The sequence below is a fragment of the Flexivirga sp. genome, from assembly GCF_035551235.1.
Classification (GTDB): domain Bacteria; phylum Actinomycetota; class Actinomycetes; order Actinomycetales; family Dermatophilaceae; genus Flexivirga.
Map to the genome: position 1 here is coordinate 78426 of NZ_DASZNO010000026.1, position 24638 is coordinate 103063.

The 24638-nt window shown below is 65.7% G+C and carries 23 protein-coding genes and 1 tRNA gene; 19 read left to right on the forward strand and 5 right to left on the reverse strand.

Annotated elements, in window-relative coordinates:
• The first annotated feature begins 252 nt into the window (after positions 1-252).
• From VG502_RS08095 to VG502_RS08180, 18 genes are all read left to right on the forward strand, one after another.
• Positions 253-456: a Flp family type IVb pilin gene (locus VG502_RS08095; RefSeq protein ID WP_325549525.1), complete on the forward strand. Its 204-nt coding sequence runs from the start codon at positions 253-255 to the stop codon at positions 454-456.
• A 359-nt stretch (positions 457-815) separates the two neighbouring features.
• Positions 816-1241 carry a TadE/TadG family type IV pilus assembly protein gene (locus VG502_RS08100; RefSeq protein ID WP_325549526.1) on the forward strand — a complete coding sequence of 142 codons (426 nt, stop codon included), beginning with the start codon at positions 816-818 and terminating at the stop codon, positions 1239-1241.
• Positions 1229-2497 (forward strand): Tad domain-containing protein, encoded by a 1269-nt coding sequence (locus tag VG502_RS08105; RefSeq protein ID WP_325549527.1) that lies wholly within the window; start codon positions 1229-1231, stop codon positions 2495-2497. Before VG502_RS08100 ends, VG502_RS08105 begins: the two co-directional genes overlap by 13 nt.
• A 67-nt stretch (positions 2498-2564) precedes the next feature.
• The gene (gene cpaB / locus VG502_RS08110) at positions 2565-3356 is read left to right on the forward strand and encodes a Flp pilus assembly protein CpaB (RefSeq protein ID WP_325549528.1); all 792 of its coding nucleotides are present in this window, start codon (positions 2565-2567) and stop codon (positions 3354-3356) included.
• Positions 3353-4519 (forward strand): CpaE/TadZ family protein, encoded by a 1167-nt coding sequence (locus tag VG502_RS08115; RefSeq protein WP_325549529.1) that lies wholly within the window; start codon positions 3353-3355, stop codon positions 4517-4519. The genes cpaB and VG502_RS08115 overlap by 4 nt, the downstream gene beginning before the upstream one ends.
• Positions 4516-5898, forward strand: coding sequence for a TadA family conjugal transfer-associated ATPase (locus VG502_RS08120; protein ID WP_325549530.1), 1383 nt, complete (start codon positions 4516-4518; stop codon positions 5896-5898). The genes VG502_RS08115 and VG502_RS08120 overlap by 4 nt, the downstream gene beginning before the upstream one ends.
• Complete coding sequence (locus tag VG502_RS08125; protein WP_325549531.1) at positions 5895-7844, forward strand: type II secretion system F family protein; 1950 nt, start codon at positions 5895-5897, stop codon at positions 7842-7844. Before VG502_RS08120 ends, VG502_RS08125 begins: the two co-directional genes overlap by 4 nt.
• A 1-nt stretch (position 7845) precedes the next feature.
• Entirely contained in the window at positions 7846-8763 is a 918-nt protein-coding gene (locus VG502_RS08130) for a type II secretion system F family protein (protein ID WP_325549532.1), read from the forward strand.
• A gap of 82 nt (positions 8764-8845) precedes the next feature.
• The gene (gene mshD, locus VG502_RS08135) at positions 8846-9682 is read left to right on the forward strand and encodes a mycothiol synthase (RefSeq protein ID WP_325549533.1); all 837 of its coding nucleotides are present in this window, start codon (positions 8846-8848) and stop codon (positions 9680-9682) included.
• A 268-nt stretch (positions 9683-9950) separates the two neighbouring features.
• Positions 9951-12239 carry an RNA degradosome polyphosphate kinase gene (locus tag VG502_RS08140; RefSeq protein ID WP_325549534.1) on the forward strand — a complete coding sequence of 763 codons (2289 nt, stop codon included), beginning with the start codon at positions 9951-9953 and terminating at the stop codon, positions 12237-12239.
• Positions 12236-13189 carry an NUDIX hydrolase gene (locus VG502_RS08145; protein ID WP_325549535.1) on the forward strand — a complete coding sequence of 318 codons (954 nt, stop codon included), beginning with the start codon at positions 12236-12238 and terminating at the stop codon, positions 13187-13189. The genes VG502_RS08140 and VG502_RS08145 overlap by 4 nt, the downstream gene beginning before the upstream one ends.
• Before the next feature lie 85 nt (positions 13190-13274).
• Positions 13275-13730 (forward strand): hypothetical protein, encoded by a 456-nt coding sequence (locus VG502_RS08150; protein ID WP_325549536.1) that lies wholly within the window; start codon positions 13275-13277, stop codon positions 13728-13730.
• Positions 13731-13828: 98 nt separating this feature from the next.
• Entirely contained in the window at positions 13829-14107 is a 279-nt protein-coding gene (locus VG502_RS08155) for a hypothetical protein (protein WP_325549537.1), read from the forward strand.
• A gap of 205 nt (positions 14108-14312) precedes the next feature.
• Positions 14313-15443 carry a phosphate ABC transporter substrate-binding protein PstS gene (pstS, locus tag VG502_RS08160; protein WP_325549538.1) on the forward strand — a complete coding sequence of 377 codons (1131 nt, stop codon included), beginning with the start codon at positions 14313-14315 and terminating at the stop codon, positions 15441-15443.
• 130 nt (positions 15444-15573) lie between these two features.
• Positions 15574-16581 carry a phosphate ABC transporter permease subunit PstC gene (gene pstC / locus VG502_RS08165; RefSeq protein WP_325549539.1) on the forward strand — a complete coding sequence of 336 codons (1008 nt, stop codon included), beginning with the start codon at positions 15574-15576 and terminating at the stop codon, positions 16579-16581.
• Between the two features lie 8 nt (positions 16582-16589).
• Positions 16590-17510, forward strand: coding sequence for a phosphate ABC transporter permease PstA (pstA, locus tag VG502_RS08170; protein WP_325549540.1), 921 nt, complete (start codon positions 16590-16592; stop codon positions 17508-17510).
• A 34-nt stretch (positions 17511-17544) separates the two neighbouring features.
• Positions 17545-18321 (forward strand): phosphate ABC transporter ATP-binding protein PstB, encoded by a 777-nt coding sequence (gene pstB, locus VG502_RS08175; protein WP_325549541.1) that lies wholly within the window; start codon positions 17545-17547, stop codon positions 18319-18321.
• Positions 18322-18549: 228 nt separating this feature from the next.
• On the forward strand, positions 18550-18834 hold the full coding sequence (locus VG502_RS08180) for a hypothetical protein (RefSeq protein WP_325549542.1): 285 nt from the start codon (positions 18550-18552) through the stop codon (positions 18832-18834).
• Between the two features lie 341 nt (positions 18835-19175).
• Here VG502_RS08180 and VG502_RS08185 read toward each other — a convergent pair whose 3' ends face one another.
• Together VG502_RS08185 and VG502_RS08190 are read right to left on the reverse strand one after the other, a co-directional pair.
• A complete protein-coding gene (locus VG502_RS08185) occupies positions 19176-19820 on the reverse strand; it encodes a hypothetical protein (protein ID WP_325549543.1) in 645 nt (214 codons plus the stop codon).
• Positions 19821-19891: 71 nt separating this feature from the next.
• The gene (locus tag VG502_RS08190; RefSeq protein WP_325549647.1) at positions 19892-22444 is read right to left on the reverse strand and encodes a DEAD/DEAH box helicase; all 2553 of its coding nucleotides are present in this window, start codon (positions 22442-22444) and stop codon (positions 19892-19894) included.
• Positions 22445-22588: 144 nt separating this feature from the next.
• Between VG502_RS08190 and VG502_RS08195 the strand changes: the two genes are divergently transcribed.
• Positions 22589-22664: transfer RNA gene (locus VG502_RS08195), tRNA-Lys, on the forward strand.
• A 55-nt stretch (positions 22665-22719) separates the two neighbouring features.
• Here the strand turns inward: VG502_RS08195 and VG502_RS08200 are convergent.
• The 3 genes from VG502_RS08200 to VG502_RS08210 all read right to left on the reverse strand — a co-directional run bounded on the left by VG502_RS08200 (position 22720) and on the right by VG502_RS08210 (position 24565).
• The gene (locus VG502_RS08200) at positions 22720-22893 is read right to left on the reverse strand and encodes a CsbD family protein (protein ID WP_325549544.1); all 174 of its coding nucleotides are present in this window, start codon (positions 22891-22893) and stop codon (positions 22720-22722) included.
• A gap of 108 nt (positions 22894-23001) precedes the next feature.
• On the reverse strand, positions 23002-23619 hold the full coding sequence (locus VG502_RS08205; protein WP_325549545.1) for a hypothetical protein: 618 nt from the start codon (positions 23617-23619) through the stop codon (positions 23002-23004).
• 52 nt (positions 23620-23671) lie between these two features.
• Positions 23672-24565, reverse strand: coding sequence for an alpha/beta hydrolase (locus VG502_RS08210; protein WP_325549546.1), 894 nt, complete (start codon positions 24563-24565; stop codon positions 23672-23674).
• Between the last annotated feature and the right edge of the window lie 73 nt (positions 24566-24638).

Below are 24638 nucleotides of genomic sequence, written 5' to 3' on the forward strand. Positions count from 1 at the left end.
GCAGCAACACCCCTCTTTACCAAACCTTGAAGAAACTTTTGGAAAACGCTAGACGCGACTTTACGTCGGGACTACCTTCAAATCACTTCGATCCACCGAACACGCACGCTGGTTCTTGATACGCAACTTGCTGAGTCGTTACTTACACGCAACCGGATCGATCTTCCGGGCCCGCCTATGGGTCCGCTGTCTGAAATTTCTAATCACACCCGTCACGGGGGGCATCGTCATGCCGTCCGGAAGGAGTTCGTCATGTCCAAAGCACTTACCCGCGCCCAGATCCACGTCGTCAACGCCGTCCAGGGCAAGAAGGACCGCGGTGCCACGATGGTGGAGTACGGCCTGATGCTCGCGCTCATCGCCATCGTCTGCATTGTGGCCGTCGGCATCATCGGCACCAACCTGAACACGGTATTCACAGACATCGGCGGGAAGATCAAGGGCCTGGCTGCCTGATCGCTTCTCGATGACTCCCCTTCCGGGCCGTGGCGGCACTTCCCCCGGCCCGGAAGGCTAGTCCCTCAACAGCCACAGGAGTGGTAATGGTCCAAGCGCTTCTCAAAGCGTGCGTGCGGCATGCATCTTCTGTCGCCACGCGACGAGAGGCTGGCGCGACCATCGCGGAGTACGCATTGATGGTCGGCCTCATCGCTCTCGTTGCATTTGCCGCTGTAAAGGCGCTGGGAATAGCAACCAATTCACTGTTTGCTGGATTCCCTACATCCTTCTAAACCGCATTCATGGACTTTGCGACAGTCGCTGTTCTGCATCAATGCGAACCCGCGAACCATCCGTATCAACCCAGGGGAGGCAGAATGCGTGCAATCAGAAACTTGCACAAAGGGGAGCGCGGCGCCTCGCTCGTTGAGTTCGCGATCGTTCTGCCACTCTTCCTGCTGCTCATCGGCGGAATGGTCGACTTCGGGCGCGCCTTCTACACCGAGGTGATGCTCACCAATGGCGCACGCGAGGGGGCACGCAGCGCGATGTACTCAACCTCGGATACGGCCGCCATCGACAGTCGTGCGTGGGCCGCTGCCGGCAACAACTCCTACGTCGTTAACGTCACGAACCCGTGCGCGAGCAACTCGCTTCCAAGCGCGCGCGTCACCGTGACCGTAACCAAGAACGACTTCGAGTGGATCCTGCTCGGCCCGGCAATGAACATCGTGACGTTCGGCAGCGGTAACGCCCTACCGACGACACTCACGGGGAAAGCGACAATGCAATGCGGCGGCTGACTCGACTGCTCGCCGGCCGGCGAGCCAATGGTGAACGCGGTGCCGTCCTCGTACTCACCGCATTCCTCGTGATGTTCGTTGCGATCGGCATGCTGGCGCTCACTGTCGACCTCGGCAACGTCACATACAACCGCGCGCAACTGCAGAACGGCGCCGACGCCAGCTCGCTCGCGCTGGCCACTGCTTGCGCCAACGCCACTGCAACGAGCTCAACGCCGTGCGGTGTGAACTCAGATCTGACGGACTTGGCGGTCAAGAACGCGAACGTCACCGATCAGTCCATGACAGTGCTCGCGCCGCCAGCCAGCACGAAGACCTGCATCAACGACAAGGGCAAACAGTACGTAACCGCCCATGGCGGCACCACGACGTTGCCGGCGTGCGGCGACCCGACTGCGGCGAACATCTCGGATCTGAGCGCGTGCCAACCATGGCCGATGAGCAACGCCCCCAACAGCGTCTCGTACGTCGAAGTCACCACGCAGACCAAGATGCAGAACGGCACGAGCATCCTGCCCTTCCACTTTACACAGATTCTCACCAATGGCAAGTACGTGGGATCGACCTCCGAAACCTGTTCGCGTGCCGCATGGGGACCAGCGGGAAGCACCGGTCTCACTTTCCCGCTAACCATCGGCGAATGCGATTGGAAGAAGGACTCTGCCTCCGGCGGCAACTACGCCCCGGTGCCGCCCTACACCCCGGGACCCTCAGCCCCAACCAAATCAGGGCCAAAAGACTCGTTGCCCATTGTGCCGAGCGCTGTCGCACCATACGTCAGCGGGATTTTCTCCCACTCCGACGCTGATAACAGATGTTCCAGTACACCCAACGGCGGGTTCGATTGGCTCGATCCAAGTGCGAATTGCATCATCAATGTCGATGCCGAGAATTGGGTCGGCAGCGACCCGGGGGCGTCCGTGCCGACCGGGTGCAAGGATATCTTGCAGAAATACCTCGGCAAGCAGGTTGCCGTTCCGATCTTCGATGACGAACGAGGCACGGGCGACGGCGCTGAATACCACATCGCGGGAATCGCGTACTTCTACCTTGCTGGGTGGGACAACATTCCATCGATCCAGCCTGACAAGACCACCGCCGTCTATCACGAGCCCAGCGGCGTTTGTACCGGCAAATGCACCAGTAGCACCGAGTACGTGTGGGGCTGGTTCACGACGGGACTACTCCCCATCGACTCGACCATCAACCCAGGTGGCGACGACTTCGGTGCCGAAGTCATCGCCCCCGCCGGCTGACCACAGAAAGCACTGACTCATGAAACGAAGAATCGTCGCTATCGCCGCGGCACTGGTGCTCGCTCTGGTGGGTGCGCTGCTGGTGGTCAGCTATGTCAATGGCGCGGACGCCCGAGCCGTTGACGCACAGAACCCGGTGACGGCCTACGTCGTCAAGAAGGTCGTTCCAGCAGGGACCACCCTCGCCGATGCGCAGAGCCAAGGGCTGATCAAAGCGACCAAAGTGGCGCAGACCGGTCGGCCCGCGGGCGTGCTGAGCGTGGTCGATGCGAGCAACAGAACGCTGGTGGCGACAACGGACATTCAGCCGGGCGAGTTTGTGATGTCCGCACGCTTCGGTGCGAAACAGGCCGGTGAGAAGGCAATCGCCGTGCCCGACGGCAAGGTCGCCATCTCGGTCCAACTCACGGCACCTGAGCGTGTGGCCAACTTCATCACGCCCGGATCGCACATCGTGGTCTACGCGACTGCCGGCATCAAATCCGCCGGCACCGACGAGAAGGCGAAAGCGTTCAACCAACTCGACGTGAAGGGCACCAATGTGCTGCTCGCCGACGTCGAGGTGATCGCGTTCGGCAGCACTCCCCTGCAGAACCCGAGTGCCGACAACTCATCGGACAACGCCGACAAGAAGAGCTCAAATGATGGCTCCAGCCAAAATGACTCGGCCTACTTGGTGACCGTTTCAGTCACCCCCAACGAGTCCGTCAAACTGGTGCACTCCGTGAATCAGTACACGCTGTACGCCGGACTGCTCGGTTCGGGCACCAAGGTTGATCCCCAGGGTGAGATCGACGACGGGAACGTGTTCGGTGGAAACTCTGTCCTCGGCAACGGCACGCTGGCAGGTGCGAAATGACCGTCCTCTGGGATCCCGCGCAGAGCGCCCTCGACACCTTCCGGATCGCCCTGGGCGATGACCTCGACCTCGTCGCGCACGGTGCCGCCGTCACCCGGGAGGTGGACAACGGCGGGCACCATCTGGTGGTGATCGGACCGGACGTGCCTGCCGAGAGCGCCTACCAGTTGGCCGAGCAGCTTCGCATCGACCGCCCCGCCGTCGGTGTCCTGCTGCTCCGGCACCGGCTCGAGGTGGCTGTGCTGACGCAGGCCTTGCGCAGTGGTGTGCGGGAGGTCGTCCAGGCCGATGACCATGCCGCGCTCGTCGACGCGGCGCGCCGCAGTGAGGCCTTGAGCGCACAGATGGGCGCGACCTCGGGTGGATCCGACACGACAGGACACGTCGTCACGGTCTTCTCCGCCAAGGGCGGCGTCGGCAAGACGACGGTCTCAGTCAACCTTGCGGCTTACCTCGCCAGCAATGGTGCGCGAACGCTGCTGATCGACCTGGATCTCATGTTCGGGGATGTCGGGATCTGCCTGCAACTGCCACCGACGACGTCGATCATGGACCTCGTCTCGATGACCGGTCACCTCGATGCGCAGGGCATGGCATCGGTCGTTCAGCGCCACGAGGCAAGCGGGCTGGATGTGCTTGTGGCACCTCACGATCCGGCCGATGCGGACCGTGTGCCGGCCGACCTGGTGAGCGAGCTGATCAGACTGGCGCGCACCAATTATGACTACGTGGTGCTGGACATGCCGCCGTCAATGCCGGAGCACGTGCTGGGTGCGTTCGATCTCAGCGACTTGCTGGTGCTGGTGTCCACGCTCGACATCCCCGCGGTGAAGAACCTGCGCCTGGCGATCAACACGCTCGATGCCCTCGGCGCGTCCCAGCAGAACAGGTTGCTGGTCCTGAACCGCTCCGACCTGAAGGTCGGCTTGTCCAGCAAGGACGTCGAGGCAGCACTCTGCTATCCGGTCAGCGCTAAGTTGCCGAACGCACTGAGTGTGCCGGCAGCATCCAACCGCGGGATGGTGCTCGCCGTCGACAACCCGAAGGACAACTTCGCCGTTGCTCTTCGCGAATTCGCCGACCACAAGGTGCGCCCGCACTTCGGCGAGGAGCCGACGCGCAGCGGCGGCCGACGCATCCATCGAAGGAAGGCTGCGAAGTGACGAACCTGGCAGACCGCATCGACTTGGCCCGTCAGGCCCAGACCACTGTCTCGGCCGACGTCCGGCCGACGACCATCGCCGGACACGGCCGGCACTCTCGCACGCTTGACCCGTTCGCACCGGTCAAGGATCGGGTCCACCAGGCACTGGTCGAGTCGCTCGGCCCACGCCTCTACGACCCGAACCTGCCGGAGACCGAGCTTGCGACGAAGGTGCGGACCACCCTGCAAAGCGTCATCGAGGCCGAGCAGACACCGATGTCCCACGCAGACCGGACCCGGATCGCCCAGGAGATCTCCGACGACATCCTCGGGCACGGACCGTTGGAGCCCTACCTGCGAGACGCGGACATCACCGAGATCATGGTCAACGGCCCGTCGGACATCTTCGTGGAGCGTGGCGGGCGGCTCTACCCCACCGATGCGTCGTTCAGCGACGACGCGCATCTGCGCCGCACCATTGACAAGATCGTCGCTCGCATCGGTCGACGAGTCGACGAGTCCAGCCCGATGGTCGACGCCCGGCTTCCCGACGGCTCGCGGGTGAACGCGGTGGTCGCACCGGTCGCATTGGATGGCGCGCTGCTGACCATCCGCAAGTTTGCGGCCGACCCGTTCACCGACAACGACCTGATTGCCTTCGGCACCATGACCCCGACGGTCCGGGACTTCCTGCGGATGTGTGTGCTCGGCCGGCGCAACATCCTCATCTCGGGCGGCACAGGCTCCGGCAAGACCACGACCCTCAATGTGTTGAGCGGATTCCTCCCCGAGGAGGAGCGGATCGTCACCATCGAGGACGCAGCAGAGCTCCAACTGCACCAGGAGCATGTGCTCCGGATGGAGGCTCGCCCGCCCAATATCGAGGGCCGTGGCGCGATCGAGATCCGCGACCTGGTCCGCAACTCGTTGCGTATGCGACCCGACCGAATCATCGTCGGTGAGGTCCGCGACGGAGCTGCACTGGACATGCTGCAGGCGATGAACACCGGCCACGACGGATCGCTGACCACAGTGCACGCCAACAGCCCTCGCGACTCACTCTCCCGATTGGAGACGATGGTGCTGATGGCCGGTGTCGACCTGCCCGTTCGTGCGATCCGAGAACAGGTCTCCAGCGCGGTCGACCTCATCGTGCAGCAAACCCGGCTCAAGGACGGCACCCGCCGGATCGTCGCCATCACCGAGGTCGTCGGCATGGAGTCAGGGATCGTCACTCTGCAAGACCTCTTCACCTTCGACTACTCAGCCGGCCGCGATGCCCAAGGGAACTTCCTCGGCCGACTCGTTCCCACCGGCATACGCCCGAAGCTCGTCCAAGAGCTCTCCGACCACGGCATCGAGGTGCCGATCCATTTCTTCGGGCAGGCCGGGCTATGACGAACACCCGTCGCTTATTGCTCGCCTCGGTGCTCAGTGCCGCGGCTACTCTCACGTGGGCGGCGCCGTCGGGCGCCGACAGTGCGCCGAAGGGCACCATCGGAGACGTCAAAGCGAGCGGCGGCACCTACCAAGGGGTCTTGACGTTTCGGGACAAGCAGGTCGTGCAGGTCGACCCGAAGTCGGTTACTGCGACGGTCGACGGGACGCCCGTGCCCATCTCCGTGCGCGGCACCAGCCACCTCGAACGCACTGCGTTGCTGCTCATCGACACCAGCGGCTCAATGGGCGACAAGGGCATGCAGACGATGCGCCAAGCCACTGCCGTCTACCTCAACGAAGTGCCGTCCGATGTGAAGGTCGGTGTGCTGCGTTTTTCCTCGACCTCGAAGTTGGTGCTCAAGCCGACAACCAACCGCGCAGCCGTGCAGCGCGCGGTCGACGGACTACGGGCCGATGGGAACACCGCGCTCTACGCCGCGGTGAAGCAGGCGACGAAAACACTTGGCACAACTGGCGATCGCGGCATCGTGTTGCTGAGCGACGGCGCGGACACTCAGAGTAAGAATCCCGGTAAAGATCTCGCTGCCGACACCGCGGCGCTCAAGGCACAAGGCATCCGGGTCGATGTCGTGCGGTTCAACAACACTGACCCAGGTGCAGGGAAAGCGCTCGCTCAATTCGCTGCGGTCGGCGGCGGCTCGAACGTGCTCGCCACCAACAGCGCCGGTGTCGCAACGGCATTCCGGTCTTCAGCGCAGGCACTCAACTCACAGTCGCAGTTCACCTTGTCCCCGGACAAGTCATTGAGCGGCGACCACGCGCTGACTCTCGCCGGCGAGGCCTCCGGCAAGCCGTTCACCGTGACCCAGAAGGTCAGCTTCGGTGCGATCACTCCCCCCGGTCCTTCGTCGGCTTCGGCTCCGGCGCCCGCAGCGGCGACTCCGACACCGAGCGTCGGTTCCCCGCCTTGGGTCGTGTGGACCGGCGGAGCGCTGCTCGCGCTCGCAATTTTCGTGCTGACCTACGTGCTGCTGGCCCCGTCGATCCGCACGCGTCGCGAGCGCCGCATCTCCAGCGTGCAGTCTTACCTTGACGCCGCTGCGCACCAGACGAAAACTGCGCAACAACGCGGTCCATCCGCCGCTGGCGACGCGATCGTCCGCCTCGGCGATCGCCTTATGAGCAAGCGCGAAGGAACCGCGCGCACCATGCTGTTGATCCAGCGGGCCGACCTGCCGCTGCGGGCCGGTGAATGGTTGGTTCTGCGCGTGGCCGCGGTGCTGGTCGGCACTGCCGTCGGTGCGTTGTTGCTGAGAGACGCTGCCTGGTTCGGCGCGATCATCGGCGCGACGGTCGGCTTCGTCGGACCGGCGGTCTTCCTTCGCTTCAAGGCGTCACGACGCACACGAGCCTTCGAGGCGCAGCTGCCGCAAGTGGTGACTTTGGTTGCGACCAGTCTGCGTAGCGGCTTTGGTCTTCCACAGGCTTTGGAGTCGGTGGCGCGCGACTCGGCGGAGCCGGCCGCGAAGGAGCTTTCCCGGGCCCTTGCCCAAGTGCGCATCGGCGCTGACCTTGCCGATGCCCTCGATGACCTCGCGACCCGGATGGCGACGGAGAGCCTGCACATGGCTGTGATGGCGATCCGGGTCCAACGCCAGGTCGGCGGCAGCCTCGCTGAGACGCTCGACACCACAGCAAAGACGCTTCGTGAGCGCGAAGCGCTGCGCGGCCAGGTCGCCGCGCTGTCGGCTGAAGGACGCTTGTCCGCTGCGATCCTGATCGCCCTGCCGATCGGTCTCTTCTTCTACATGATGGTTGTCAATTACGACTACATCCAGTTGCTCTGGACCAGCGTCGCTGGCCTGGTCATGATGATCGGCACCTGCGTGATGATGGTTATCGGCACCATCTGGATGCGCAAAGTCGTCGAGATCGAGGTGTGAGATGACTGTTGTCTATGCAGGAGCCGCACTGATCGCGGGCGCAATACTGCTCACCGTGATGCTGCTCGTCCGTTCCTCCGACGACTCACAGACCGTCGGAAAATCACTGGCACTCATCAACGGAACAGCTGTCGGCGGTCGCAGGATCACCGAACCAACAGCCGACGGCCTGGTCGATCGCCTCTTCGAGGTGACCGCCCGCGCCACTCGTCGACTCACGCCATCCTCCGTCAGCGAGCGTTTGACGCGCGGTTTGGACCGCGCCGGCCACCCGGCACCTTGGACGGTCGAACGCCTGCTGGGTGCCAAGGGCGTCTGCGCGATCATCGGCGCGTTCCTCGGGCTCATGCTCGGCCACGGCCTCACCATCTCCGGTGTGTTCCTCGCGGTCCTGCTGGGTGTATTGCTCTTCTTCCTGCCGGACGTCTTGATCTATAACGCGGCCACGCATCGGCAAGAGCACGTCGCCCGCGGTTTCGCCGAGGCCCTCGACATGCTCACTATCTGTGTCGAGGCCGGACAGGGCTTCGACGCGGCGCTGCAGGAGGTCGCGCGCAACCTAAACGGTCCGATCGCCGGAGAACTCGCACGGATGACTGCTGAGATCCAGATCGGTACCTCGCGCAGCGAGGCGTTCCAAGGAATGGGCGAGCGGGTGAACCTGCCCGAGGTGAAAGGTTTTGTCAGCGCGATCTCTCAGGCGGACAGACTGGGCATCCCCATCGCGTCGGTGCTCCGTGAGCAAACCGTAGCCATGCGGCTGGCCAGAAAGCAGAGGGCCGAGGCTCAGGCACAGAAGGTCACCGTCAAGATTCTCTTCCCGCTGGTCCTGTGCATTTTCCCAGCGCTCATGATCGTGATCCTCGGTCCCGGTGGCATCCGAATCTTTGAGATGTTCTCCAGCGGCGGACCTCTGTGACGGACCGTCAACTCCGCTTCGACGAGTGCCCCCTTAAGCACCGTACTCAACTGCCGCGCCTCCGTTGAGGCACGATGTCGGAGTGACTGCTGCAAAGGAACTCCTGGCCATAGCCGACCGCGCCGCGTCATACGACGGGGTTGATCCTTTCTCGGAGCAGACCCGGCTGGCGCTGCGGCATACCGAACCGCAGCACGTCCTCTCCGCTGACGGTGGGGTGACGGCGGGTGCGTATGTCGCCGACGACGGTGCCGTCGAACTCGTCGTCGACCCGGAGCGCCGACGGGACGGACTCGGGTCGCGCCTCGTGCAGGACGTTCTCGGGAAGCGGCCCGACGCGCGCTTCTGGGCGCACGGGGATCTGCCGGGGGCACAGGCGCTGGCCGCGTCGAAGGGAATGACGATCGTGCGGAATCTCTGGCAGATGGGCCGGGAGGTCAACGCGTCGCCAGTGATCGTAATCCCCGATGTGCCAGCGGGATTCAGCGTTCGGTCGTTCGAGGAGGGCGATGAGGAGGCCTGGCTGGATCTCAATCGGCGCGCGTTCGATTACCACCCCGAGCAGGGCAAGATGACGCGGCAGGATCTCGACGAGCGGATGGCCGAGCCGTGGTGGAGCCCGGCCGGCCTGATCCTCGTATTCGATGACGCCAGTGGGGAACTCGCGGCATCGCACTGGACCAAGGTGGAGCCGGCCGAGCCGGCGACCGGCGAGGTCTACGTCGTCGCCGTCGACCCCGGGCACCAGGGGCGCGGGCTCGGCAAGCTGGTCACCGCGCTCGGGCTCGATCACCTGCGGTCGCGTGGCGTTCGGCGCATCGAGCTGTATGTCGAGGGTGACAACGACGCGGCCGTTGCGACATACCGGCGGCTGGGGTTTGAGCGCACGGGCGTTGATGTCATGTATGCCGTGACCTGACGCGAGGGGCCTCGAGACGCGGCTCGTTCCCCTTCGAGACATCCGCTCGTCCTCACGGATTCCTCAGGGCGCAGATCACCGCTCCTCGGCCAGCGCGCTCTTGGTCTCGATACACCTCCCCCGCTTCGCTCCTCCGGCACTCGACCCGCGAGCGGGGGGACCTCGAGACGCCTCCCCCGCTTCGCTCCTCCGGCTCCTCGGCCACCTCGGGTCGGCCCCCTCGGGGCGCAAAGCTGCGGTGGCGGCTCCGTTTTGGGATTATGTCGCTATGGATTCTGAGCCGACGATTGATGCTGCCGAGGACCCGGCGACGCAGACCACTGCCAGCGATGCGTCGTTGGTGCGCCTGCAGAGCCGCGCTGCGCAGCGGTCACGCGGCGACAACGGGCGTTTCATCCGGGTCGCGCCGGAGCTGGACACGACCGTGCACGAGGAGCTGCCGGACGACCGGTTCCTGGATCGCGAGATCTCCTGGCTGCAGTTCAACGAGCGGGTGCTGCAGCTGGCCGGCGACCCGCTGGTGCCGCTGCTGGAGCGGGCTCGCTTCCTGGCGATCTTCGCCAGCAACCTCGACGAATTCTTCATGGTGCGCGTCGCCGGCCTGAAGCGCCGCATCGCCACCGGGCTCGCCGTGCGCTCGGCCTCCGGGCTGGAGCCGCGCGAGGTGCTCGACGAGATCAGCAACGCCGCGCACGAGCTGATGGCGGTGCACGCCAAGATGTTCCAGCGGCACATCCGCCCGGCCCTGGCCGACGTCGGCATCCGCATCGTGCGCCCGGGCGACTGGACCGACGCCGACCGCGCCTACCTCAACAAACTCTTCCGCAACCAGGTCTACCCGGTGCTGACCCCGCTGGCGGTCGACCCCGCGCACCCGTTCCCCTACATCTCCGGGCTGTCGCTCAACCTCGCCGTCGTGCTGATCAACCCCAAGACCGACCGCGAGCACTTCGCGCGCGTCAAGGTGCCGCCGCTGCTGCCGCGGCTGATGGCGCTGCCGCCCGGCGAGGACGAGGACAAGCTGTATGACGCACGGTTCGTCGCCATCGAGGACGTCATGGCCGAGCACCTGCAATACCTCTTCCCCGGCATGGAGGTGCGCGAGCACTTCACCTTCCGCGTCACCCGCAACGAGGACCTCGAGGTCGAGGAGGACGACGCCGAGAACCTGCTGACCGCCCTGGAGAAGGAGCTCACCCGGCGCCGCTTCGGGCCGCCGGTGCGGCTCGAGGTCGCCGACGAGATGGACGACCACGTCATGGACCTGCTGGTCCGCGAGCTGGGCGTCCGCGACGACGAGGTCTACCGGCTGCCCGAGCCGCTGGACCTGCGCGGGCTCAATACCCTTGCCGATCTTGACCGTTCAGAGCTGCGCTGGCCGCCGTTCCTCGCCAAGCCGCACCCCGACCTGGCGCCGGTCGAGCGGTCCGCGCAGTCCGACGTGATGGCGGCGATGCGCTCGGGCGACATACTCCTGCACCACCCCTACGACTCGTTCTCCACGTCGGTGGTGGCGTTCATCGAGCAGGCCGCCAACGACCCGCACGTGCTGGCGATCAAGCAGACGCTCTACCGCACCAGCGGTGACTCGCCGATCATCGACTCCCTGATCGACGCGGCCGAGGCCGGCAAGCAGGTGCTGGCGGTCGTGGAGATCAAGGCCCGCTTCGACGAGGAGAACAACATCACCTGGGCGCGCAAGCTCGAGCGCGCCGGGGTGCACGTCGTCTACGGCATGGTCGGCCTCAAGACGCACGCCAAGCTGTGCCTGGTGGTGCGCGAGGAGAACGGCGAGATGCAGCGCTACGCGCATGTCGGCACCGGCAACTACAACCCGAAAACCGCTCGCCTCTATGAGGATCTGGGCTTGCTCACCTGCGACCGCGAGGTCGGCGAGGACCTGTCCCGCCTCTTCAACCAACTCTCGGGTATGGCGCCGCGCAGCAAGTTCAAGCGGCTGCTGGTCGCTCCGCGTTCGGTGCGCACCGGGTTGCTGGAGAAGATCCAGCGGGTGACCGAGGCCGCCCGCGACGGCAAGCGGGCCCGGCTGCAGATCAAGGTCAACTCGCTGGTCGACGAGGAGATCATCGACGCCTGCTACCGCGCGTCGATGGCCGGCGCCGATGTCGACATCTGGGTCCGCGGCATCTGCTCGCTGCGCCCGGGCGTCGAGGGACTGTCGGAGAACATCCGGGTCCGCTCCATCCTGGGGCGCTTCCTGGAGCACTCGCGGGTCTTCCGCTTCGTGATCGAGAGCTCCGAGGAGCACGGCGGCCCGGCCGAGGACATCGTCTACATCGGCAGCGCCGACATGATGCACCGCAACCTCGACCGCCGGGTCGAGGCGCTGGTCCGCATCACCGACCCCAAGCACATCCAGACCCTCGGCGCACTGCTGGACGAGGGTATGTCGAACGACACCTCCTCCTGGCACCTGCACGGCGATGCCCGGTGGGAGCGACATCACCTGGACGCCGAGGGCAACCCGTTGCGCGACCTGCAGTCGGACCTGGTCGCCACCTACGCCAAGCGCAAGCGCAAGGCTCGCCGCCGGTGACGGCACGCACGACCACTCTGCGCACCGGCACCGTCGCCGCCGCGGGTGCCCTGTTGTGGCGTCGCAAGGGTGACAAGCTGCAGGTCGCCCTGGTGCACCGGCCGAAGTATGACGACTGGTCGTGGGCCAAGGGCAAGCTCGATCCCGGCGAAACCTGGGCCCAAGCGGCAGCGCGAGAAGTGTTGGAGGAGACCGGCTTTCGGCCACGGCTCGGCATACCGCTGCCTCGGTCCGTCTACGCGATGCAGCGCGGCACGCTCAAGGAGATCCGCTACTGGGCCGCCGAGGTGATCGGCGGCAGCGGCGAGCTGGAGAACGAGATCGACGAGGTCGCCTGGCTCACTCCCCCGCAGGCGCAACGCCGGCTGACGTATGTGCGGGACGCTCTGCAACTGCAGACCCTCGTCGACGCCGACCGCGCCGGCACGCTGCAGACCTGGCCGCTGGTGGTCGTCCGGCACGGCGACTCCGTGTCCCGCAAGCACTGGGACGAGCCGGACGCGCTGCGGCCGCTGGACGGCGACGGCCGCAAGCAGGCGGCCGCCCTGGTGCCGCTGCTCGCGGCATACGGCATCGAGCGCGTGGTCACCTCACCCTCGACACGCTGCCTCACCACCGTCATGCCGTATGCCGCAGACGTCGGCATCCCCGTGCACACCAAGGCCGGCCTGTCCGAGGAGACCTTCGAGCAGGACCCCAAGCGCGCCATACACAATGTGAAGCGCCTGCTGAAGCGCGCCGAACCGGTCGCGCTGTGCACTCACCGGCCGGTGCTGCCGACCGTCCTGGACCGGCTGCGCAGGACGACCGAGCCGGACAGCGAGGTCCACGAGATCCTGGCCGTCGCCGCCGAGGACGGCATGGCCAAGGGCGAGGCGCTGGTCTGTCAGATCAGCGGCAGTGGCAGCACCGCGCGAGTGATGAGCGTCGAGCGCCATACCCCTTCCTGACCGGAACCGGCAGCCTCCGCGACAGCGGGCCGGGCCATCTCGTTCTTGAACTAGCCATACGCAAGTAGTTGCGTATAATTGAGATATGGCGAAGACGCTGCCGATGAGTCGGTTCATCCAGAACTACAACCAGCACCTGACCGAGGCCGAGCGCACTGATGATGTGCTCGTGCTCCAGCAGCGTGCTGGCCGGCCTGCGTGGGTGCTCGAAACCGAGGACCGGGCTCGGACGACCGCCGAAGCGACCGAATACGTAGCGACCGTCCTTGCCACCATCGCGCACGACGAGACCCTGATTGCACGGTTCGCCGCCGCGCTCGTGCAGGCGCAGCCATGGGTCGCATTCCTACCCGAACGGGATCGGGAGACCTTTGCCACCGAAGCCGCCGACACGCTCCGGGCGTGCGCTTCCATCGGGAAGTACACGGCGTTCGCAGACCTGGTCCATGACTGGCGCAACACCGCCGAGGTGTGGTCGGACGCCGAACTCGCTGAGTCACTCGCAGGCGACGTCAGCGAGCCGCTGAACCAGCCTGTCTGATGGCGCGTCCCAAGCGCGGTGACCAAGTCCCACCGCCATCCACTGCGAACGAGTGGGATCTTCGCTACGCGACGAAAGAGTCGCTGGCATTCGCGGAGATGGAAAAGCAGTTCCCCGGCAACTGCGCCGAGGCGAAGGCACGGTTGAAGGTCGCGCCCACTTCGCGATCCGATGTGCAGAAACAGTTGCGCGGCTCACTCGGGAAGCGGCGCATCAAAGGTGTCGAGATGGATCAGTGGCAGCTCGACATCTCATCGGGCGCCCGCCTCTGGTACTGCATCGACACCGACCAACACGTCGTCTGGTTCACGCTCGCGGCGATGGGTCATCCCCGTGCCACCGAAGCGAAGGGGAAACACGCACCGCGCAATCGGTAGGCCAGGACCGTGATGAGCGTCGAGCGCCATACCCCTTCCTGACCGTTTGCTGGCCGAAAGCCCGCCGGACTCTCATCAAGGTGACGTGACGCGTTCACCCGTCGTTCACCAGCGGGGTGGTAGCCCGTCACCCGGCTTCCCTACGTTCTGCGGTGACCGGCCGACATGGCCGGCCCGAAAGCTTCATTGTGGGAAGGCAGTTCTCTTGAAGATCACGCGTATTGGTCGTGCGTCCGGTCTGGCCGTCGCTGCAGCGCTCGCGCTCACGGCCTGCGGAAGCGCCTCCAACTCCGACTCCAGCAGCTCGGCCGGCGGCAACGCCGCGGCCGGCTCCTCCGCCGGAGCGACCGGCAGCAACGCCGCCGCCAGCGACTGCTTCTCCGGCAGCCTCTCGGCCGAGGGGTCCACTGCCCAGCAGAACGCGATCACCCAGGCGATCTCCAGCTACCAGACCAAGTGCAACGGCGCGAAGGTGACCTACAACGGCACCGGTTCGGGTGCGGGCATCACCAAGTTCATCGCCAAGCAGACCGACTTCGCCGGCTCCGACTCGGCGCTCAACCCCGACAAGGGCGAGCCGGCCAAGGCCAAGGCTGCGTGCAAGTCCGACGCGCTCGACATCCCGATGGTGACCGGCCCGATCGCGGTCTCCTACAACATCAAGGGTGTCGGCAAGCTGAACCTCACACCGCAGCTGATCGCGCAGATCTTCTCCGGCAAGATCAAGACCTGGAACGACCCGGCCATCAAGGCCGCGAACAAGGGCGTCAACCTGCCCGGCACGAAGATCTCGGTGTTCTTCCGCTCCGACTCCTCGGGCACCACCGACAACTTCACCAACTACATGAACACCGTCGACCCGAAGGACTGGCCGCACAAGCACGACAAGACCTGGAAGGGTTCGGTCGGGCAGGGCAAGGCCAAGACCGCCGGTGTCGCGAGCGCCATCAAGGCGACCGACGGTGGCATCGGGTATGTCGAGTGGGGCTACTCCATCCAGAACAAGCTGAACATGGCCACGGTCGACGGTGTGCCGCTGACCGCCGACTCGGCCGGTAAGGCCGTCGAGGCCGCCAAGGTCATCGGCAAGGGCAAGGACCTGTCGCTGAAGCTGGACTACAAGACCAAGGCCAAGGGCGCCTACCCGATCGTCCTGGTCACCTACGAGGTCGTCTGCTCGAAGTACGCCGACGCCACCAAGGCCAAGAACGTCAAGTCGTTCCTGTCCTACATGGCCTCGCCCGACTTCCAGAAGCAGCTCACCGGCGTCGGTGCCGCACCGTTGCCGGCACCGATCCAGACCAAGGTTGTCGAGTCCATCAACTCGATCAGCTGACGTCAGTAGTGACAAGCTTGCGGGGGTGTCGTGATCAGCGACGCCCCCGCAGGCGTGCGTCAGCACCTTCCGCCATACCGCACCATCAGCCCGGCACCCAGCTCCACGCCGCGCAGTTCACGGAGACCGAATGAGTTCATCGACCGGCGCGTCGCTCGCCGACGAGTTGCCCGACCCCGAGGGGCGGCCACCGCTGCACAGCGACAACGCGAACACCGGCCGCCTCGGCGACCGCCTCTTCGGTGGCGCCGCCACCGGTAGCGGTCTGCTGATCATCGCCATCGTGGTGCTGATCGCGATCTTCCTGCTCTTCCAAGCGATTCCGGCGATCGGCCAGGACAAGGTCAACTTCCTCACCAGCCGCGAGTGGCAGGTCTCGGAGAAGAAGTTCGGCATCCTGCAGATGTTGTGGACGACCGTCGCGACCTCGGTCGTCGCGCTGGCGATCGCCGTCCCGTTCTCCATCGCGATCGCGCTCTTCCTGACGCACTACGCGCCCAAGTGGCTGGCCGGTCCGGCCGCCGCACTGATCGATCTGCTCGCTGCTGTGCCGTCGATCGTCTACGGCCTGTGGGGCTACTTCATCGTGGCGCCGAAGTACGAACCGCTGCAGAACTGGGTCACCGACCACCTCGGCTGGTTCCCGCTCTTCGACAAGGTCGGCGGCGTCGGCGGCGGCACGACGATCTTCCTGGTCGGTGTGGTGCTGGCGATCATGGTGCTGCCGATCGTCACCGCGCTGACCCGCGAGGTCTTCTCGCAGGCGCCGGCCGCGCACCGCGAGGCTGCTCTGGCGCTCGGCGCGACCAAGTGGGAGATGATCCGCACCGCGGTGCTGCCGTTCGGCAAGCCCGGCATCATCAGCGCGACCATGCTCGGCCTGGGTCGTGCACTCGGCGAGACCGTCGCGGTCCTCTACATCCTGTCCTCGCTGCCGGGCGGCACGAAGTGGACCTGGTCGCTCTTCAACGGCGGTGACACGTTCGCGTCGAAGATCGCCAACAGTGCCGCCGAGTTCACTCCCGGTGTCGGCACGGGTGCCTACATCGCGGCCGGCCTGGTGCTCTTCGTGCTGACCTTCGTCGTGAACGCCTTGGCCCGAGTGGTCATCGAGCGCAGGAGGGCGTTCTCCGAATGACATTCGACGTGAAAGACATTGCGCCCGCGGATGCCGGCGATCTGGGTGGACTGAACCACGGCAAGTCGGGCATGCGCGCGGTGAAGAACAGCATCGCGACCGTCGTGATCTGGGCGGCGTTCATCATCGCGCTGCTGCCGCTGGCCTGGATCCTGTGGACCGTGCTGTCCAAGGGCATGAGCACGATGCTGGACGCCACCTGGTGGCAGAAGGACCAATCGGGTGTCGGCGCACCGGGATTCGACCACAACGTGCGCGGTGCGCGGCACGCGATCATCGGCACGCTGCTGATCGCGCTCGGCACCTCGGTGATCGCCATCCCGATCGCCGTGATGACCGCGATCTACCTGGTGGAGTACAGCCGGGGCAAGGTCGCCAAGGCGATCAGCTTCATGGTCGACATCCTCTCGGGTGTGCCGTCGATCGTGGCCGGCCTGTTCATCTACGCCGTCTGGGTGACCTTCTTCGGGTGGCAGCTGAACGGTTTCTGCTCGTCGCTGGCGCTCGTGCTGCTGATGGTGCCGGTCGTATGCCGCTCCACCGAGGAGATGCTGAAACTCGTCCCGAACGAGTTGCGCGAGGCGTCATACGCACTGGGTGTGCCGAAGTGGAAGACGATCGTCAGCGTCGTGCTGCCGACGTCGTTCTCGGGCATCGTGACCGGCTCGCTGCTCGGCTTCGCGCGCGTTGCCGGTGAGACGGCGCCGCTGCTGATCCTGGCGCAGTATTCACAGTTCCTGAACCAGAATCTCTTCTCGGGCAACCTCGCCGCGCTCCCGACCCTGATCAACACCAACCTGCCGAACATGGCCGGTGACTCTGTCAGCGCCGACCGGGTCTGGGGTGCGGCCTGCACCCTGATCCTGCTCGTCCTCGTGATCAACGTGATCGGCCGGGTCATCGGCCACTTCACCAAGGTCAAGAGCTGACCCCCCACCACGTAAGAAGCTAGGAAAACACTTCATGGGTAAGCGAATCGACGTCAAGGACCTGAGCGTCTTCTACGGCGACTTCAAGGCGGTCGAAGGCGTCACGATGACCGTCGAGCCGCGGTCGGTGACCGCGTTCATCGGTCCGTCCGGGTGCGGCAAGTCGACGTTCCTGCGCACGCTCAACCGGATGCACGAAGTCACGCCGGGCGGTCGCGTCGAGGGCAAGGTCATGCTCGACGACGAGGACCTGTATGCCGCCTCGGTCGACCCGGTCGCGGTGCGGCGCACGGTCGGCATGGTCTTCCAGCGCCCGAACCCGTTCCCCACCATGTCGATCCGCGACAACGTGGTGGCCGGGCTGCGGCTCAACGGCGTCAAGAACAAGAAGGTGCTCGACCAGAAGGTCGAGGAGTCGCTGGTCGGCGCGAACCTCTGGAACGAGGTCAAGGACCGGCTGAACAAGCCCGGCGCCGGCCTGTCCGGTGGCCAGCAACAGCGGCTGTGCATCGCACGCGCCATCGCGGTCGAGCCGCAGGTGCTGCTCATGGACGAGCCGTGCTCGGCGCTCGACCCGATCTCGACGCTGGCGATCGAGGACCTGGTGACGCAGCTCAAGGAGCAGTTCACCATCGTGATCGTCACGCACAACATGCAGCAGGCCGCGCGCGTCTCGGACCGGACGGCGTTCTTCAACCTCGAGGCCACCGGCAAGCCGGGCAACCTCATCGAGATGGACGACACGCAGCAGATCTTCAACAACCCGAACAAGAAGGCGACCGAGGACTACATCTCCGGCCGCTTCGGGTGAGTTGTTCGGTTCGGCTCCTCACGCGCACCCCACTTGCCGAGTGACGGCTTCTTCGCCGAGTGACGGCGCCATACGGCCGCCACTCGACGAAGAAGCCGTCACTCGGCATTTTTGGCGCCACCGCTCGTTGATTTGAACGCACGTCCATTTTCGTGAGCCTCGCCACATCCGCACCCATTAACCGGCATCCAGGGTGCAGTTCACTTCGCGTTCCTGCATCATTTACCCGTGGCGAAGAACAAGGAGAGCCGTCGCCCACGGTTCCGGGGGCGCAAGGGCAACACTCTCCAGATCGCCGACTCCCACGGCCATCGCAGCACCACTCCCCTGGTCCCGCTCGAGGATGAGCTCACCAAGGAGGACGGCAGTTTCGCGTTCGGTTACTGCAAGAGCTGTGACTGGACCGGCCGGGCCCGGCGGTCGCGGGACAAGGCCCGCGAGGACGCCCGCGGTCACCGTGCGGACTGCGGCGGCAAGGGCAAGGTCATGCTCGGCGCCACCGACCACCGTTGACGAATCCGGACAGATCCGCACTGCGGACCAGGGAACAACCTCGGCGCCGACGCCGTTAGGCTTCATGGTGCGCCGGGCCGCGGCAGCCCCGGGTCCCAAAAATAGCCGCTACGAGCGGCCATGCGCCGTGAGGCGCTCCCGGTCCGGCGCACCGACTTCTTCACTGTGCAGCTCTCTCCGCGCACTTTTCTCGCGACCGTCGTCCCAAAAAACACCGGTATCCCGGCCAAAGCCGCATCTTCCGAACGACCGTCGTCCCAAAAACACCGGCATCCCGGCCAAAGCCGCATCCTCCGAACGACCGTCGTCCCAAAAACACCGGCAGACACCGGCCGACAATGTCAGGTCAGATTGCCGGCCCGCCACGCGCCGGCAGCGCGCTCGAGGTCCTGTGCCGTGTCCAGCAACGCGGCCGCGCTGCGGGTGGCAGCGCCGGCGCTCGGCTCGTCATACCCGTCGTGGGTGTCCGCTCGATAGGCGCGGCCCACGGAGATGATCCGGCAGAACGCCGCGGCACGCTCCAACGCGACGGCCAGATCTCCCTCGAAGACGCCGGTGAGTATGGCGTCCACCAGTCCACGCAACGCCTCCGGTGACGGCGGCTCGGCGACTCCGGCGATCACGTGCTGCACATCGGCGCGCAGCCGTCCCGTGTCGTAGTCGGCGGCCGCACCGGCGGCATCGCGCCGCACGGATTCATGGATCGCGTAGAGCCGCCACAACGCACCCGGCAGGCTGACCGCCGGACGCCCGGCCCACAGCTCCGCGACGGTCGCCATACCGAGTTCGTCGACCAGGCTCACCAGGCGGCGGGTGAGCTCCGGGTCATCAGCCGCACGGCCGGTGCCCACCAGCACTGCGGCCGTCTCATGCGCGATCTCCGACACCTCCGCGGGGTCGACCCCACGGGATGCCTGCGCGTCGAGCTCGCCGGGCCCGAACATCTTGGGTCGCCGCGGTTGCCGCGGTTCCTTGTCGCTTGTCATCGGCTCCACGGTAAGCGACGACGCTGTCCGGGTGACAGCGCACGAGAGTCCAATGAGCCTGAGCAAATGGCTCAGTCGAGGCGGTTCAGGCCGAGGACGACGATGACCGCCTGACCCGCCTCATCGCTGGCTGCCAGGTTGACCTCGGCGTCGATGCCCCAGTCGCCGTCACCGGCCGGGTCGTGCACCACCTGGCGCACCTCCCACTTCTCCTTACCCCGCTCGATGCGCAGGTATGCCGGGCCGCGCGCGTCGGCGTCGAGCAACATCTCGTCGTGCTCGTCGAAATAGGTGGAAAGGTCCTCGTGCCAAGCGGATTCGTCCATCACGATCTCGGTGGCGGGCTCGGTCGACGCGGCGACGGAACGTTCCAGCGCGGCCAGCGCCACGATGTCCCGACGGGCGGCGAGCTCGAGCCGGTGGAACATCCCACGGCGGATCTGGATGGGGAACGCCTTGCCCGTCGTGATCGAACGCGGCTGGTGCACCAGTGCCGCTTCGCGCTCCTCGTGCAGCGCCGGGTTGACCAGCTCCTCCCACTCGTCGAGCAGGCTGGAGTCGGTCTGCCGGATCACTTCGCCGAGCCACTCGATCAGGTCGGACAGCTCGTCGGTCTTCGCGCTGTCCGGCACCGTCTGGCGCAGCGTCCGGTAGGCGTCGGTGAGGTAGCGCAGCACGATGCCCTCGGACCGCGCGATCTCGTAGTAGCGCACGAGATCGCCGAAACTCCAGGCGTTTTCGTACATCTCCCGGACGACGGACTTCGGCGAGAGCGCCTGCTCCCCAACCCACGGCTGGGCGCTGCGGTAGGTCTCGAAGGCCGCATCGAGCAGTTCGGCGAGCGGCTGCGGCCAGGTGATGTCCTCCAGCAGCTCCATGCGCTCGTCATACTCGATGCCGTCGGCCTTCATCTGCGCGACGGCCTCGCCGCGGGCCTTGCGCCGCTGGGCGATGAGGATGGGGCGCGGGTCCTCCAGGATCGACTCGATGACCGAGACCACGTCGAGCGCATGCGCCAGCTGGTCGGTGGCCGGGTCGTTCGCATCGGGCAGGACATCCAGCGCGGCCAGCGCGAAGGGCGACAACGGCTGGTTGAGCGCGAAGCCGTCCTGCAGGTCGGTGATCAGCTGCAGTCCGCGCCCGTCGGGCAACGGCTCCGGCAGGCGTTCGACGACGCCTGCCGTCAGCAGCTCGCGGGTGAGCGTGATCGCACGACGGGCCAGGCGCCGGCGACGTCGCGGGTCCTCGTGGTTGTCGCGGACCAGGTCGCGCACCGCGGCATACGGATCGCCTTCTCGGGCAATGAGATTGAGCAACATCGAGTGCGTGATCCGCATGCGTGACTGCAGCGGCTCGGGGTCGGCTTGCACCAATCGCTCGAAGGTGTCCTCGGTGTAGTTGACGAAGCCTTCGGCCGGCTTCTTGCGCTGCACCTTGCGCAGCTTCTTTGGGTCGTCGCCCGCCTTGGCCAGCGCCCGGGCGTTCTCGATCTGGTACTCCGGTGCTTGTACGACGACCGCGCCGCTCGTGTCGAAGCCGGCCCGGCCGGCGCGACCGGCGATCTGGTGGAACTCACGAGCCTTCAAGAGACGCTGCCGGGTGCCGTCGAACTTGGTCAGCCCGGTGAAGATGACGGTGCGGATCGGCACGTTGATGCCGACGCCGAGGGTGTCGGTGCCGCAGATGACCTTGAGCAACCCGTCCTGGGCGAGGGTCTCGACGAGGCGCCGGTATTTGGGCAACATGCCCGCGTGGTGGACGCCGATCCCGTGGCGTACCAAGCGATTCAGGGTCTTGCCGAAGCCGGCGGAGAAGCGGAAACCGGCGATGACCTCGGCGATGCGTTCCTTGTCGACCTTGCTCAGCATGTTGATACTCATCAGGGCCTGGGCCTGCTCGAGCGCGGCGGCCTGGGTGAAGTGCACGACATACGCCGGGGCTTCCTTGGCGTAGAGCAGCTCCTCGATGGTCTCGTGCAGTGGTGTCATCGCCCAGCGGAAGCTCAGTGGCACCGGCCGCTCGGCCTGCGCCACGGTGGCGGTCGGCCGGCCGGTGCGTTTGGTGAGCTCCTCCTCGAAGATCGTCACATCGCCCAATGTCGCTGACATCAGCAGGAATTGGGCCTGTGGCAGCTCGAGCAACGGCACCTGCCACGCCCAGCCGCGCTCCGGCTCGGAGTAGAAGTGGAACTCGTCCATGATCACCATGCCGACGTCGGCCGTGCGCCCCTCGCGCAGCGCGATGTTGGCCAGCACCTCCGCGGTGCAGCAGATGATCGGGGCGTCCGCGTTCACCGAGGCGTCGCCGGTCAGCATGCCGACGTTGTCAGCGCCGAACATCTCGCACAGTGCGAAGAACTTCTCCGACACCAGCGCCTTGATCGGAGCCGTGTAGAAGCTGACCCGGTCGCCGGCGAGTGCCGCGAACTCCGCAGCCGTCGCGACCAGGGACTTGCCGGATCCGGTCGGTGTCGCCAGGATGACATTGGCACCGGCCAGGAGCTCGATGATCGCCTCCTCCTGGTGCGGGTACAGCGTGAGGTCGCGCTCCCCCGCCCAGGCCACGAATCGCGCATACGTCTCGTCCGGGTCGTCGGTGTCGGGCAGGCGCTCGTAGAGATTCATGGTGCGGTAAGTGTCCCAGGCGTGCGTCGCCGGTATGCCGAGAGTGCGGTGGGGCGCACGTTCGGCATACGCGAGAGACTCGGGCACAGGCGATGTGACGCACACAGCGCGCGTTGACTACGCTTACCTGGCGCGTCCGCGCGAGGGCCTTTAGCTCAATTGGTAGAGCTGCGGACTTTTAATCCGTAGGTTGTGGGTTCGAGCCCCACAGGGCCCACCACGCACACTTCAGGGGTCACACCCGTAGGTGCGACCCCTGAAGCAGATCGTTCCGGTCAGTTGTCGAACTGGTCCTTGACGTCCTCCAGCTTGTCCTTGCCCGACGCCTTCACCTGGTCGGCCTGACCCTCCATCTTGGTGGAGTCGTCATTCGTGGCGTCGCCGACGGCTTCCTTGCCCTTGCCGGTGGCTTGCTGTGCCTTGTTCTTTGCCTTGTCAAACAGTCCCATGAGGACCTCCCTGCGGTCGTTGACGTCGGTCGGAGGATGCCTACCCGGACTCCCTCGGCTTCATGCACCGAGGAATGCGGCGTTCGGACCCGGCGTAGCCGGCCTGTGTCAGCCCTGCGACGCCTTGCTCTGGTCGGTGCTCTCGGTGATGCCCAGGCCGTGCTTGTTGCCGGTGTGCATGATCCCGGACAGCGTGCTTTCCAGGCTGGTCAGCGAGTTGAGGTCGCCGCTGGTGATCTTGCCCTTGAGCCCGCCGAGTGCACCCACGGCGTTCTCGATCGGCGCCGCCAGCACCTTGCAGAGCGTCGGGTTCGCCTCGACGTTCTTCTTGGCGTTGTTCATCAGCTTCAGGTCGAGCGCCGAGACCGCGACGCCCTTGATGATTGCCTTGATCCGGCCGTGTGCGCCCTTGTGGAACTTGCCTTCCTTGTAGGGCTTCCAGATCCAGTGGTGGAACGTGCCGACGGTCAGGCCGACATCCGTGACGAACCTGGTCTTGGCGAAGGACCGGGTGTTGGAGGTCGGGCACTTGGCCGCGGCGTTGGTGGCGGTTCCGGATGAGCCGGCGCCCGACGATGGGGCGGCCGAATTGCTCATGGCGGCAGCGCTCGAGGAGGCTCCGGAGCCGGAATTCGACGATGTCGAGGAGGAGCCGTTGTTGCAGCCGGCCACGAGGGCGAGGCTGAGCAGGGCAGGTACGGCGACAAGGCGCGGTAGTGGAGTCATGTGCTTACCGTTTCGTAGGTATATGTGAAAACGGTGAATGCGGGCGCAACGGCTAGACCTGCTGCCTGATGAAGAGCGCAGCGCGCTCGAGCGCCTGATCCGCCTCATCCAAACTTTCGGACCATGCCTGGAACACATGCGGAACGCCCGCGGTGATGTCGAGGATGACGTCCACCTCCGCCATACGTGCTCGCTCGGCCAGCCGCACGGAGTCGTCGAGCAGCAGCTCGTTCGTGCCCACCTGCAGCAGGATCGGCGGGAACCCGGTCAGGTCGGCGAAGACGGCCGGCGCGAGCAGCGGCTGGTTCGGATCCTGGCCGCCGACATACAGCTGGGCAGTGTGGCCAAGCCCCTCTCTGGTGAAGAACGGGTCGACCCCTTCCTTGGTGATCATGGACGCACCCGTGCGCGTGTGATCGAGGCCCGGCGAGAACGCCACGATGGCAGCAGGCATCGGCAGACCCGCATCGCGAGCCGCAAGGCACGTCGTCACAGTGAGCCCACCACCGGCCGAATCACCCGCGAACACAATGGAATCCGGATCCACACCACGATCCAATAGGCTGCGGAACGCAGCCACACAATCCTCGATCGCGGCCGGAAACGGGTGCTCCGGCGCGAGTCGGTAGTCCAGCGAGAACGCTCGTATGCCGGCGCGCCTGACCAGGTTCGCGGTGAGAGTCATCGCGGTCTCCGGCGAGCCCAGCGAGAACGACCCACCGTGGAAATAGAGGATCGTCCCCGACGCGGCGTCACCTGCCGGTTCGACGAGGACTGCGCGGCGGCCCGCAAGAGTGGTCCCCGTCTGCCGCACTCCGGCCGGTATGGCGAAAGTCCCCATGAACGCCGCGAAGCCCACTCGCAACTGCTCGACCGACGGTCGCTCCGGAGCGTGCGTCGCGGCACGCAATTCGGTCGCCAGCGCGGTTCGCTGTTCTCTGGTCATGCACCCGCTCTTTCGTTGGGGGATCCGCCCGACGATCGTGAGCAGCGCACCGACGCTAGAAGCACTTCCGGTC